We start from the raw sequence: 12,918 nt of genomic DNA on the forward strand, positions 1-12,918 counted from the left end.
TTTTCCCAGCGCCCGCGCCTCCGGTGACCACCACGTGGCCCGCGCCGCGGGCCAGCTCGTCCAGCGCCGCGGCTTGACCGTTCGAGGACTCGGGCTCGGGCGCCCGCGAGCGCGGAGGCACAAGGCTCAATGCGGTCATGGGCCTATCCCACCACGGCCCACAGACATCGCGGGTCAGGCCCACGCACACAGGGGCCGTGGGCGCACACCGACGCTACGGACTGGCCGGCGTCGGGGTGGGTGACGGCGTCGGCAACGTTGCCGGGGCATCAGGATACGGCCAGGGGTTGGGCTCGCAACCTTCGGGCAAGACCTCATGCTGGAGATCCATCACTGCGGCCCGGCCCGTGGCACACGCCGAGTCCTCGCGGCCCATGAGGTGACCCATGCGGTGCAACACCACGTACTTGCGGGCGCCAGCATGATCGTCGGCGAACCCGGGCAACCCTGCGATCCAGTCGTAGGCCGACAGCACGATGACGCCGTCGTCAGCGCACAGGCGGTCGTAGGCCGATTCGGACTGATCCTCCGTGGCGCCGTTGACGGCGGCGCCCGATGCTTGCGGCGCGAGAGGTGGCGTAGCGTCCGCAGAAGGGGTGGGGCTCGCCTGGGTCACGGGCCCCACCGTCACCGCCACGTGCTGGTCAGGACAGACCGCAGCGGTGGTGTAGGGGCTGGCGAGCACGACCCGGTAGTCCGCGACTCCGTCGGTCGCCACAAATTGGAGTTGGCCTTCCGTTCCCCAGGCGCGGTTGTCGTTCAGCATGCTCATCACATAGCCGCGGAAGGCGACCGCATCGACCGAGACTCCGTCTTCGACTGCGAACGACACCCAGCGCACATCGCCCTTGCCGGCGTCCGGCTCGTCCTTGCCAGCCACCACAGTGAACGTGCCGTCCGCGCGGACCACGTAGTCGGTCGCCACAATGCCGGCGGCACGGTCGTCGACGGTGAGGTCGCGAGTCACCGGACCGAGAGGCGGCAATGAGGGCTCGACGGTGGGGTTCAATCCCGTAGTCGGGGTCGGCGACGCGCTCGGCGACGGCTCCGCGTGCAGTCGGCCAGGCAATCCATCCGTGATCCACCCCGCCACCAGGCCCAAGCCAAAGGCAACCACCACGACTCCGGCGGTCGCCGCGAGACCGGGCAGGGAGATTCCCCTGCCCGCGAACATCGTCTTGGGCCGCTGAAACACCCCCCTACGATAGTTCTTGCAGGGGCATACACCGTTCACGGAGGTCACGTTGGAGATCCGCATCGGCATTCAGAACGTCAGCCGCGAGTTGATCATGGAGACCGACAAGTCGTCTGACGACGTGGCAACAATGGTGACCGACGCACTGGCGGGCGGCACCCTCGACGTCACAGACACCAAGGGCCGACGCGTCATCGTGCCCGTTGCCTCGCTGGGCTACATCGACATCGGCGAAGAGACGAAGCGACGTGTTGGCTTCGGTGCTTGAGTCGCAGCCGACGTCCTAGTCGTCCTGAAGAGCCACGGTGTCCGCGGCTTCCCATGTGATCTGGCGGATGCTCAGGTGCGACACATCGATCGTCCCCCCGCCTCATCGAACCCCAAGGGATCAAGCACCCCGTAGTGAGTGGACACCCGTTCCACGCCCGCGAAGTGTTCCTCATGGTGTTCCTCGTGCTCGGATCGTTTCCTGACGCGCTCCTCGAGGATCGCGCGCGGCGCCATGAGGTGGACAAACAGGGTAGGACCGGCGGTCGCGCGGAGCCGGTCGCGACACGCCCGGCGCAACGCGGAGCACGCCACCAGCACGTCCCTACGGGGCCGCACCCACGCGCCGACTGCCTCCAGACCACGGCCACCGACCTTCGTCGGTGAGGGGAATCCCCTGGGCCATCGCGGCCACGTTCGCGGGCGGTGACACCCATGACGATCACGCGCATGACGCCATGCGTAGACGCCACGGCGGGCGTCGTCAGAAGGTGCTCAACGCCGCACCCGCTAGACTGACTGGGACCACATGGTTGACCGGTCGCATGTGATGCGCGGCGTGACGCCGCATTCTTACGGATAATGCGCGATCGGCTACTAGCCCGCGACTCAACGTCGCCCCGCATTTGAGGACCACATGACTACCGAGACCTTTGCAGATTTTGGCGTGAACCCACTGATCGTGGAGGCACTCGCCGACCACAGCATCATTTCCCCCTTCCCCATTCAGTCGATGACGCTACCCGTGGCGCTTTCCGGCCACGACATCATCGGCCAGGCCAAGACCGGCACGGGCAAGACGCTCGGCTTTGGCGTGCCGCTCCTGCAGCGGGCCGTGTCGCCCGACGAGCCCGGTTTTGACGAGATGGGCGACGCCGCAGGCAGGCCCCAGGCGCTCGTGGTCGCACCCACTCGCGAGCTGGCGGTACAGGTCGCCAACGACCTGGAGATGGCGTCCAAAAAGCGCTCGACCCGCATCCTGAAGATCTACGGCGGCCGCGCATACGAACCCCAGATCGAGGCGCTCCGCAAGGGCGTCGAGGTGGTGGTCGGCACCCCCGGGCGCCTCATCGACCTCATGAACCAGGGCCACCTGGACCTGCGCTTCGTGCGCACCGTGGTGCTCGACGAGGCCGACGAGATGCTCGACCTCGGGTTCCTCGGCGACGTGGAGAAGCTGCTGGCCTCGACCCCCGCGGGCCGCCACACCATGCTGTTCTCCGCGACGATGCCCGGCCCCGTGGTTGCACTGGCCCGCCGCTACATGACGCAGCCGACCCACATCCGCGCCTCGGAGCCCGATGATGACGGCGCGACGGTCAAGGCGACCGCCCAGTTTGTGTACCGCGCCCACGCGCTCGACAAGATCGAGGTGCTCGCGCGCATCCTGCAGGCGCAGGGCCGCGGGCTCACGATCGTGTTCGCCCGTACCAAGCGCACCTGCGCGAAGGTGAGCGATGATCTGCGCGACCGCGGCTTCGCGGCCGGCGCCATCCATGGCGACCTGGGCCAGGGGGCGCGCGAGCAGGCACTCCGCGCCTTCCGTGGGGGAAAGATCGACGTGCTGGTCGCGACCGACGTGGCAGCGCGCGGCATCGACGTCGAAGACGTCACGCACGTGATCAACTACCAGTGCCCCGAGGACGAGAAGACCTACGTCCACCGCATCGGCCGCACCGGCCGCGCGGGCAAGACGGGTGTGGCCGTCACGTTCGTCGACTGGGACGACATGCCGCGTTGGGGCATGATCGACCGCTCGCTCGACCTGGGCTACCCGGAGCCGGAAGAGACGTACTCCAACTCGCCTCATCTGTTCGAAGAGCTCAACATCCCCGCGGGTATCAAGGGCACGCTCCCCCGTTCTTCACGGGTGCGTGAGGGCCTCGATGCCGAGAAGGTCGAGGACCTGGGCGAGACCGGCAAGCGCGGAGGCCCCGGCGGCGGCCGCTCCGACCGCGGATCGGACCGCAGCGGACGTGGCTCAGACCGCGGCTCAGACCGTGGTGGGCGCAGCTCTGGCGGCGGACGCGGCCAGGGACGCCGCGGTGGCGACGGCGGCCGCACCTCCGGCGAGGGCCGCCCTCGTCGCGACCCTCCCGCGGCCGAGGGTCGGGGACCGCGCGAGGGCGCATCGGCGGATGGCCAGCCCCGCGAGGGCGCGGCCAAGCGCAAGCGCAGCCGCAACCGCCGCCGCTCCGGCGGCAACCAGGGAGCCGCTTCGGCTCCCGCCGCGGAGTAGTCGCAAGGGCGTCGTATCGCCGATATCCGGGCACCACCTTTGAGGGTGCCCTACCTCCCCCATTACGCTAGGCGCATGAACTCACTGGCATCGGACAGCGACCGCGGATCTGGGGCCCAAGAGGTGGGTCCGGTGGTAGCCGCGATCGGCGAGAACCTCCATCGAGAACGCCGCCGCCAGCACCTGAGCGTCCAAGCGCTAAGTCAACGAGCTGGCGTGAGTTTTGGGCTGATCAGTGAGTTGGAGCGCGGCTTAGGGAACCCGTCCGTGCTGTCGCTTCACCGTCTCGCTGAGGCGCTCGGGGTTCCTGTCCACAAGCTGCTCGCCGAGCCTGATGGCGATGCGATGGTGGTGCGCGCGTCTGAACGACACATCATGCCCTCTTATCCCGATGCCGATGAAGATCCCACTCGGCTCGTGCGGCGTACCCTGCTCACACCGCGTGCGCAGTCCACTGTGCAGCTTATTCGGAGTGAACTTCCGCCGGGATTCTCAAACGAGCGGACGCCGTTTCGCCACGTCGGCACTGAAGCCGTGGTCGTGGAATGCGGGGTGCTCATCGTGCAGCACGGGGACCGCACGGTCGAACTTCACGAGGGCGACACCATGGAGTACCGCTGCTCCACCACCCACTGGTGGGCGAACGGATTGGACGGTACCACGGTGGTGCTCGGCGCGGTCAGCCCCTTCGAGGACTGAAGCGTGCAGCGAGACCGCTCAGTTGGCGCGCCTCTCGTAGAGGTGCTCGTCAAGGATCACTCGCAGGCGACCCACCGGGTCAGGATCGGAATCGACCCTGAGGTCAATGTCGAGATCCGGAGGGAACATTCCGACCGGGGCCTGTCGGCACATGGCCAGCGAGGCGCTCATCGAGCCACGCGCATCGCCGCCCGCGGCCTGTCCCGCCTCGAGTGCCATCATCAGAGTGGATGCCAGCGACACCACCGGGCCGGGGGTGACGTGGCGAACCAACTCCCCCGACGCATCGAGCCACCGCTCGCCCGAGGCATCGTCCCCCGGTGTGCGCGACGCGGCTTCCATGGCGGCCGCCACCGCGTCAAGCACCTCAGGCCCGGCAAGATAGTTTCCCAACACGATGAACTGACGCCCGCGACGCTCTCCTGCCCATGCGGTGCACTCGGCGCCGGTATGCGCGGCGTAGCGCCCATCGAACCTGATGGCCCCAACCTGGCGACGTTCCGGCGCGCCATCGGTCTCAAGCGCGCGAACGATGGCCGACTCGGCATCCTTGCCGTCACGCAGAGCGTCGAGCATGGCGTGCCGAAGCGCGGGGTTAACCCACGCCTGGCTCGCCACGGCGCCTGCCGAGGGGTCCAACGCGGGTACCACCGCACCGACCGCATGCCCCCCTGTCGCCGCAGCCACTCCCACGATCCGGTGGGTCGGATCCGCTACAAGGATCGTGTAGGTCATCGCACCTCCTGGAGCGCCTGATGAAGCAGATTCGGGTTGTCTTGGGCCGCACGAGGCCGCGCGCGACCCAAGAACGACCTCATGTGAAATCTATGTTTCGTACACCCTTGAGGCCTTGTTTACAGTCCCATGGTGCCACATACTGATGCAACCATCACCAAAGTGATTGCATTCTGGGAGGAACGATGAAGACAACCACCAAGATCATCGCGGTCACCACCGCTGCGGTGCTGACGCTAGCCGGATGCTCTTCCGGAGAAAGCGTCGACCTTGGCGACGGCACGTCCGATGCGACGAGCGCGCCCGCCTCTTCCGACACGCTCGTCGCGGCTATTGGCGGCGAGCCCGACCAGCTCGACCCGCACATCACGTCGGCATACTTCTCGTTCGAGGTACTTGAGAACGTGTACGACACCCTCGTCGAGCCAGACGACAGCCTCGAAATGCAGCCCGCACTCGCCGAGTCGTGGGACATCAGCGACGACCAACTCACGTGGACGTTTACTCTCCGCCAGGGAGTGACCTTCCACGACGGTTCGCCTCTGACGGCCGACGACGTCGCCTACTCGTACAACCGCATCATCAATGACGCGTTGACGACGTCATGGCGCTTCGCGGCAGTCGAGTCGGTCACTGCTGTCGACAACTCCACAGTGGAAATCAAGGTTTCGCAGCCCACTCCAAACCTGCTCGCCCTGATCGGCGGGTACAAGGGAATGGCAATCGTGGAGCAGTCAAACGTCGAGTCCGGAGATATCACCACCAACCCCATTGGCACCGGCCCCTACTCCGTGGCCGAGTACGTCAGCGGCGACCACATCACTCTGACCGCCAACCCGGACTACTGGGGTGGCGCTCCTTCGGTCGACACTGTGGAATTCCGGTTCATCTCCGACGGAAATACGGCGATGACGGCGCTCAAGAACGGCGAAATCGACTGGACAGACTCGATCCCAGTGCAGCAGGTCGAGTCGCTCACAGGCGATGACTCGATAAACCTGACAGTCGCCCCCAGCACCGACTACTGGTACCTCGCAATGAACGAGAACCGTGCGCCGTGGAATGACGTGCGTGTCCGTCAGGCGGTCGCCTACGCGATCGACCGTGATGCGATCCTGCAGGCCACCACGTACGGCACTGGCGTGCTCAACCAACTCGCCATCCCGGAGCAGTCCGGCTGGTACACCGAGTACCACAAGTACTCGTATGACCCGGCCAAGGCCCAGCAGCTCTTCGACGACGCCGGATTCACGGGCGCAACGCTAGATTTCCTGGCCACCTCGGACTACCCGGAGACGGTAACGACCGGACAAATCCTCGCCGACGAACTCAAGCCGTACGGCATCGACGTTCAGATTCGGACGCTCGACTTCGCCACCTGGCTCGATGAGGAAGGCTCGGGCAACTTCGACATGTTCATGCTGTCCTGGCTGGGAAATCTCGACCCGGATGACTTCTACTACGCCCAGCACCGCACCGGAGGCGGCTTCAACTTCCAGGGTTACTCCAACCCCGAGGTCGACGCCCTGCTCGACGCTGGACGCACGGAGACCGACGTCGCTGCACGCAAGGAGCTCTACGCACAGGCCGCGACGATGATCGCGGACGACGTGAGCTATCTGTACCTCTACAACCCCGCCGTGATCCAGGCCTGGTCGCCCAACCTGACCGGCGTGAGCGCTCGGGCAGACGGCGCGATCCGCTTCCGCGACGCGGTACAGGGCTAGTCACCATGGGGGCGGTTCTGAAACACCCCACCGTGGCGTTCCTGTCACGCCGACTGCTGCACTCTGCAGTCGTGTTGCTGGGCGTCCTGGTGGTGGTGTTTTCGCTACTGCAGCTGGTACCAGGCGATCCGATAAGGATCGCCTTGGGTACTCGCTACACAGAGGCGAGCTACGAGGCGCTGAAGTCCGCCTCCGGCCTGGACCGTCCCCTCCTGGTGCAGTTCTTCTCCTACCTCGGCAACTCCGTCACCGGCGACCTGGGCGTGAGCTTTCGCTCAGGTCAGCCGGTGACGGAGTTGCTCATGAACCGACTGCCGGCGACCCTCTCTTTGGCGCTGGTCGGCATCATCATCGGCCTTGTCATCGCGCTCGTGGTGGGCATCTGGGCCGCGCTCCACGAAGGGACGGTGTCCGATGCCGTCGTCCGCATCGCAAGCCAGTTCGGGGTCTCCATTCCCGACTTCTGGATGGGGCTGCTGCTGATCACCGTCTTCTCCGCCACGTTCCATCTGCTGCCGTCGTCGGGCTACGTCGCGCTCACCGATGACCCCTGGCAGTGGTTGCGACATATCATCTTGCCGGCGAGCGCCGTGGGCCTCGTTGCTGGCGCCATCCTGACCCGTTACGTGCGCTCCGCGGTGCTGGAGGTCGTGTCCATGTCCTACGTGCGCACCGCGAAGTCCAAGGGACTCTCGCGCCGCGTGGTGACCTTCAGGCACATCGTCCGCAACGCTCTCATCCCCGTGCTGACCATTGCCGGAATCCAGTTCGCGACCATTCTTGGCGGCGTCATCGTTGTCGAGGTGGTGTTCGCCTGGCCGGGTCTGGGCAACCTGGTGTACAACGCGGTCGCCACCCGCGACTATCCGCTGATTCAAGGCACCGTCCTGCTGATCGCGGTCATGTTCCTGGCCGTCAACCTGCTTGTTGACATGCTCTACGCCGTCGTCGACCCGAGGATCCGACTGTCATGACCACCACGCTCGACGTCGAACACATCGACAGCACCCGCATCGCCTCGTGGCGCCTGCTGCTCAGCAACCCCGTCACGGTGGTCAGTACTGTCGTGCTGACGCTCGTCCTCATCGTCGCGGTCTTCGCCGAGACCATCGCGCCCTACGGCATCAACAGCATCGACGTACCGGGGGCACTCCAGGCCCCCTCGTCAGCCCACTGGTTTGGAACGGACGACCTTGGACGCGACGTGTTCTCGCGTGTCCTCGTGGCGACCACGGTGTCCCTGAAGGTAGCGGTCGTGTCCGTCGCCATCGCCTTTGTCGCGGGCGTCACTGCAGGTGTCATCGCGGGATTCATGCGCGGATGGTTCGACACGATCATCATGCGCGTCGTCGACGTCATGTTCTCGTTTCCGGTGATCCTGCTCGCCTTGGCAATCATCGCGATCCTTGGACCCGGTGTCGGGACCACGATGGTGGCGATCGGCATCGTGTATACCCCAATCTTTGCGCGCGTGGCGCGTGCCAGCGCCCTGTCGATCTCGGTCGAGCCGTTCGTGCAGGTGTCCCGCACGATGGGCGTGCCAGCGCCCTACATCCTGCGCAAGCACGTGCTGCCCAACATCACCGCGCCGGTCATCGTGCAAACCTCGCTGTCACTGGCCTTCGCGATCCTCTCCGAGGCCTCCCTTTCCTTCCTGGGCCTGGGGGTGCAGCCTCCCGACCCGTCCTGGGGTCGCATGCTGTTCGACGCCCAGGCATTCTTGGGTCAGGCGTGGTGGTTGAGCGTGTTTCCCGGCGCCGCCATCTTCGTCACCGTGCTCGCGTTCAACCTCGTCGGGGACGGGCTACGCGATGTACTTGATCCCAAACAGCGGTCCATCATGGAAGCGAGGGCCAAGAAGTGACGGCGGTCCTCAGCGTCAGCGACCTCGCTGTCACGATTGGCCACCGGTCGATCGTGCGCGACGTCTCGTTCTCCGTGGAGCAGGGTGGCACGCTCGGCATTGTGGGCGAGTCCGGTTCCGGCAAATCCATGACCGTGCTTGCCGCGACGGGCCTGCTCGACGCCCCCGCATCGCGTGCCACGGGCTCCAGCAAGCTCGACGGCATCGAACTCGTGGGGGCGAGCGACAAGACGCTGCGCGGCGTCCATGGTAGCAAAGTGGGATTCGTGTTTCAGGATCCGTCGACCTCTCTGAACCCGCTGCTCACGCTCGAGCGCCAGATCACCGAGCCTCTCGAGGCGCACCGAAACATGACAAGACGCCGGGCCCGCGCACGTGCGCTCGAGCTCCTCGAGGCCGTCGGGATCCCGCAACCCGAGAATCGGCTGGACTCGTACCCTCACCAACTCTCTGGTGGCCAACGCCAGCGCATCATGATCGCGATCGCGATCGCCTGTGATCCCGGGTTGCTCGTAGCCGACGAACCCACCACCGCGCTCGACGTCACCACCGAGGCTCAGATCATCGATCTGGTGCGCACCCTGCAGCACGAACGCGGCAGCGCCGTGGTGTGGATCAGCCACGACTTGGGGGTCATTGGCCAGGTCGCCGACGACGTGGCCGTGTTGCAGTCCGGAAACGTCGTCGAGCATCGCGGCGTGCTCGACATCTTCGACGATGCCCAGAACAAGTACACCAGGCGCCTGTTGGACGCTCGCCCGCTGCTAGGCCGCTCGACACCACCAGAGACCCGCCCTGACGCCCCGGTGGTATTGGATGTCAGGGGCCTGGACGTGTCTTTCCCCGTCACTACGCCCACCGGACGCAGCACCGTGCACGCGGTCAAAGACGTCTCCTTCTCTGTGCGTCACGGCCACACCCTGGGAATCGTGGGCGAATCGGGTTCGGGCAAGTCGACCATCGCCAACACGCTGACGGGATTGGTGCGCGCGCAGGCCGGCAACGCCACGCTGTACAACTCGGACGGTGTGCAGGGAGCCGAGGTGGTGAAGGTCAGTGGACGTAGCGCGGCCGCCGTGCGTCGCCGTATCGCGATGGTGTTCCAGGACCCCTTCTCCTCGCTCGACCCGCGCGGCTCGATCGGCGACTCCATCCTCGAACCGATCAAGGTCCACCGGCTGCTCGACGGCCAGCGCGCCCGAACCGAGCGCCTCAATGAACTGCTCGACCTGGTGGGCCTTCCCGAGAGTTTCGGGCAGCGCTATCCGCACGAACTCTCCGGAGGTCAGCGCCAGCGAGTCTCGATCGCCCGCGCCCTGGCGTTGAAGCCGAACGTGATCATTCTGGACGAGGCCACGGCGTCACTCGACGTGTCAATCCAGGCACACGTGCTCGCGCTACTCAAGCAACTCCAGCAAGAACTCGGGTTGACCTACGTGTTCATTGCGCACGACCTTGCAATCGTCAACGAAATGAGCCATGACGTGCTGGTGCTGCGCAATGGCGAGTCCGTGGAATACCGGGAGGCGGCGGACCTGTTCGCGTCGCCTCAGGCCGAGTACACGCGCGCACTCCTCAGCGCCATTCCGCCTGAGCGCCCGCGCGCTGCCGCCGCTACGGACCGGTGACCCTCTTCGTGCCATCTGCCGACACACGCTCGGGAACCTCCGCCGCCCGCACCCCTACACCGATCGACGCTCTCGCGGAGAGGTGGGTCGAGGACCTGATCGAGCTGTCACCGGTGATCGGCCTGCGCATCGGCCGCGAGGTTGCCGACGGGTACGGGGACCTCTCCCCCGACGGTCACGCCGAACGCGCGGCCCGCGCGGCGAGCACGCTCGCGGCCCTCGACTCCTTGGATCCGCAGGATCAGGTAGATGCGGTGACCAAGGCCGACCTCTCCGCGTCACTCTCCTGGATGACGGACGCGTATGCGGCCGGCTGGCACCTGCGCGACCTCAATGTGCTGTCCTCCGTCCCGCAGGACATCCGCCAGGCGATCGACCTTCTGCCCCGGGCAACCGCAGCCGATGAAGAACGCCTCGCCGCCCGATTGTCCATGGTGCCGGCGGCCATCGCCGGATACATTGCCACCCTGCGGGAGGGCATCGTGCAGGGCGTCACGCCCGCGCGACATCAAGCGGCCGCGGTCGCGAAGCAGGCCTCCGCCTTCGCTGCGCCCGACGGCTTCTTCGCGAGCGTCGTCGCCGGAACGGGATCGCGGGCCCTGCGGCGCGAGGTCGACGCTGGGGTGGACGCCGCGCGGGTGGCGTTCACCAGTCTTGAGCACTTCCTGACGCACGATCTGGCCCCGGCGGCCACCCCCACCGACGCCGTGGGACGCGACCTCTACAGCCTCGCCTCTCGGCACCATCTGGGAACCGTGATCGATCCGGAAGAGATCTACCGATGGGGTCTCGACGTCCTCGCCCAGACCGTGGCCGAACAGGAGGCCGCTGCACGAGAACTCGGCAGCACCAGCGTCCTCGAAGCCGTGGCAGAACTGACCGCGGATCCCCGACGCACGCTCACCGATGACGCCGAGGTTCGGCGGTGGCTTCAACGCGAGAGTGACCTCGCCATGGCAGCGCTCGACGATACCTCCGTGGAGATCCCCCTGGAATTGCGCTCCCTCCAGGCCATGACATCGCCGTCCATGCAGGGCGGTGCCCACTACACCGCACCCTCGGACGACCTAGGCCGCCCCGGCCGCATCTGGTGGCCATCGCGGAAGGTGGCCGGACCGTTCGCCACGTGGCGCGAGCGCACCACGATGTTTCATGAGGGGATTCCCGGACACCACCTCCAGATGGGGATGGCGGTGATCGCACGCGGACGACTCAACACCTGGCGCAGACAGCTCGCTGGCAGCGCAGGTCATAGTGAGGGATGGGCCCTGTATGCCGAACGGCTGATGGAGAAGCTGGGCTTTCTCGAGGACCCCGCCGACCGGCTCGGAATGCTCGACGCGCAACGTCTGCGCGCCGCCCGGGTGGTCATCGACATCGGCGTGCACTTGCAGTTGCCACACCCCGACGGTGGGGGCTGGGACGCAGCGTCGGCCACACGGTTCCTTCGGTCGCACACCTCCATGTCCGATCAGTTCGTGCGGTTCGAGGTGGACCGCTACCTGGGCTGGCCTGGGCAGGCATCGGCATACTCCGTGGGGCTACGCGTGTGGAATGAGGTACTGGACGCTCGGCGCGGCGCGGAAGGCAACGGCTTCTCGCTTCGGGAGTTCCACCGTGAGGCACTCGAGTTGGGGGGTGTCAGCCTCGATGCCCTACGATCGAGCAGCCGCACCCACAACACATGACCTCGCTTAACCCCTGAGTGCCTGGAGCGCCTCGAGGGCCGCGGGCGACGTGACGTTTTCACCCAACTGATTGAGTTTGCCAGCGCCGTGATAGTCGGACGCGCCCGTGTGCACGAGGTCGAGCCTTTCGGCGATGCGCGCCAAGCGGCCCCGCTGCACCTCGGAGTGATCCCGATGTTCCACCTCGATGCCCACCAAACCGGCGCGAGCCATCGACGTGATCACCTCCGTCGATACCACACGACCTCGACCGTCGGCGCCCGGATGGGCGAAGACGGGAACTGCTCCGGAATTCCGGAACGTGCGGATCGCGTCCAAGACGGGCGGCGCATAGTGGGGCACGTAATAGGCCGAGTTTCCCGCGAGCACCTCATTGAAGGCATCGTCCCTGGTGGCGAAGACTCCGGCCGCGACCAAAGCATCGGCGATGTGCGGGCGCCCGATCGTGTCGGCGTCGCCAGAATGCTCCGCCACCGCGTCCCAGGTGAGCGGGTAGTCGGCGCCGACGAGCGCGACCATCTCGCGCGCCCGGTCGATGCGCGCGGCGCGCGTGCGCTCGAGCATCGAGACGATGTCGGGGTGCGAAGGGTCGGGCCAATACGCGAGCAGATGAACCGAGATGCCGTGATGTGTGCACGAAACCTCGATGCCCGGCACAAAGTTGATGCCGATCGCGGCGGCGGTCTCGGCAGCATCTTCGAGTCCCGCCATCGAGTCATGGTCCGTGAGGGCCACCACGTCGAGACCCGCGACGTCCGCAGCGCGAATCACGTCTGAAGGGGACTGGGTGCCGTCCGAGACGTACGAATGGGTGTGGAGGTCGATGCGCACGCGGCAAGCCTACGGTGCGTTGCGCCATGCGCTTTCGCGCCGTGC

12 protein-coding genes are annotated in these 12,918 nt (G+C 66.3%); 8 read left to right on the forward strand and 4 right to left on the reverse strand.

Annotation, left to right across the window (positions count from 1 at the left end; genetic code table 11):
* Nucleotides 1-214 precede the first annotated feature (214 nt).
* Nucleotides 215-1,195 carry a DUF3152 domain-containing protein gene (locus QZZ29_RS02940; RefSeq protein WP_291381235.1) on the reverse strand — a complete coding sequence of 327 codons (981 nt, stop codon included), beginning with the start codon at nt 1,193-1,195 and terminating at the stop codon, nt 215-217.
* Between the two features lie 49 nt (nt 1,196-1,244).
* On the opposite strand from QZZ29_RS02940, the gene QZZ29_RS02945 reads away from it, so the two are divergent.
* Complete coding sequence (locus tag QZZ29_RS02945) at nt 1,245-1,463, forward strand: DUF3107 domain-containing protein (protein ID WP_291381237.1); 219 nt, start codon at nt 1,245-1,247, stop codon at nt 1,461-1,463.
* Between the two features lie 71 nt (nt 1,464-1,534).
* Here QZZ29_RS02945 and QZZ29_RS02950 read toward each other — a convergent pair whose 3' ends face one another.
* Entirely contained in the window at nt 1,535-1,699 is a 165-nt protein-coding gene (locus QZZ29_RS02950) for a hypothetical protein (protein WP_291381238.1), read from the reverse strand.
* 400 nt (nt 1,700-2,099) lie between these two features.
* Here QZZ29_RS02950 and QZZ29_RS02955 point away from each other — a divergent pair, with 400 nt between their 5' ends.
* Nucleotides 2,100-3,701, forward strand: coding sequence for a DEAD/DEAH box helicase (locus QZZ29_RS02955; RefSeq protein ID WP_291381240.1), 1,602 nt, complete (start codon nt 2,100-2,102; stop codon nt 3,699-3,701).
* A 75-nt stretch (nt 3,702-3,776) separates the two neighbouring features.
* On the forward strand, nt 3,777-4,400 hold the full coding sequence (locus QZZ29_RS02960; protein ID WP_291381241.1) for an XRE family transcriptional regulator: 624 nt from the start codon (nt 3,777-3,779) through the stop codon (nt 4,398-4,400).
* Nucleotides 4,401-4,418: 18 nt separating this feature from the next.
* On the opposite strand, the gene QZZ29_RS02965 is transcribed toward QZZ29_RS02960, so the two are convergent.
* On the reverse strand, nt 4,419-5,135 hold the full coding sequence (locus tag QZZ29_RS02965; RefSeq protein ID WP_291381242.1) for a DUF1028 domain-containing protein: 717 nt from the start codon (nt 5,133-5,135) through the stop codon (nt 4,419-4,421).
* A gap of 185 nt (nt 5,136-5,320) precedes the next feature.
* On the opposite strand from QZZ29_RS02965, the gene QZZ29_RS02970 reads away from it, so the two are divergent.
* From QZZ29_RS02970 to QZZ29_RS02990, 5 genes are read left to right on the forward strand one after another with little or no spacing between them, the layout of a single operon-like run.
* Nucleotides 5,321-6,862, forward strand: coding sequence for an ABC transporter substrate-binding protein (locus QZZ29_RS02970; RefSeq protein WP_291381244.1), 1,542 nt, complete (start codon nt 5,321-5,323; stop codon nt 6,860-6,862).
* A 5-nt stretch (nt 6,863-6,867) separates the two neighbouring features.
* Entirely contained in the window at nt 6,868-7,836 is a 969-nt protein-coding gene (locus tag QZZ29_RS02975; protein WP_291381246.1) for an ABC transporter permease, read from the forward strand.
* A complete protein-coding gene (locus tag QZZ29_RS02980; RefSeq protein WP_291381248.1) occupies nt 7,833-8,726 on the forward strand; it encodes an ABC transporter permease in 894 nt (297 codons plus the stop codon). Before QZZ29_RS02975 ends, QZZ29_RS02980 begins: the two co-directional genes overlap by 4 nt.
* Nucleotides 8,723-10,354: an ABC transporter ATP-binding protein gene (locus QZZ29_RS02985; RefSeq protein WP_291381250.1), complete on the forward strand. Its 1,632-nt coding sequence runs from the start codon at nt 8,723-8,725 to the stop codon at nt 10,352-10,354. The genes QZZ29_RS02980 and QZZ29_RS02985 overlap by 4 nt, the downstream gene beginning before the upstream one ends.
* Nucleotides 10,351-12,042: a DUF885 domain-containing protein gene (locus QZZ29_RS02990; RefSeq protein ID WP_291381252.1), complete on the forward strand. Its 1,692-nt coding sequence runs from the start codon at nt 10,351-10,353 to the stop codon at nt 12,040-12,042. Before QZZ29_RS02985 ends, QZZ29_RS02990 begins: the two co-directional genes overlap by 4 nt.
* A gap of 6 nt (nt 12,043-12,048) precedes the next feature.
* Here QZZ29_RS02990 and QZZ29_RS02995 read toward each other — a convergent pair whose 3' ends face one another.
* Nucleotides 12,049-12,873, reverse strand: coding sequence for a PHP domain-containing protein (locus QZZ29_RS02995; protein ID WP_291381254.1), 825 nt, complete (start codon nt 12,871-12,873; stop codon nt 12,049-12,051).
* Between the last annotated feature and the right edge of the window lie 45 nt (nt 12,874-12,918).

It is taken from the genome of Demequina sp. (genome assembly GCF_016278765.1).
Lineage (GTDB): Bacteria > Actinomycetota > Actinomycetes > Actinomycetales > Demequinaceae > Demequina.

What these genes read in the sequence shown, in the direction of transcription:
- QZZ29_RS02950 (WP_291381238.1), bottom strand. Translation starts at nt 1,699, where the DNA reads ATGGCGCCGCGCGCGATCCTCGAGGAGCGCGTCAGGAAACGATCCGAG.
- QZZ29_RS02955 (WP_291381240.1), top strand. Translation starts at nt 2,100, where the DNA reads ATGACTACCGAGACCTTTGCAGATTTTGGCGTGAACCCACTGATCGTG.
- QZZ29_RS02960 (WP_291381241.1), top strand. Translation starts at nt 3,777, where the DNA reads ATGAACTCACTGGCATCGGACAGCGACCGCGGATCTGGGGCCCAAGAG.
- QZZ29_RS02965 (WP_291381242.1), bottom strand. Translation starts at nt 5,135, where the DNA reads ATGACCTACACGATCCTTGTAGCGGATCCGACCCACCGGATCGTGGGA.
- QZZ29_RS02970 (WP_291381244.1), top strand. Translation starts at nt 5,321, where the DNA reads ATGAAGACAACCACCAAGATCATCGCGGTCACCACCGCTGCGGTGCTG.
- QZZ29_RS02975 (WP_291381246.1), top strand. Translation starts at nt 6,868, where the DNA reads ATGGGGGCGGTTCTGAAACACCCCACCGTGGCGTTCCTGTCACGCCGA.
- QZZ29_RS02980 (WP_291381248.1), top strand. Translation starts at nt 7,833, where the DNA reads ATGACCACCACGCTCGACGTCGAACACATCGACAGCACCCGCATCGCC.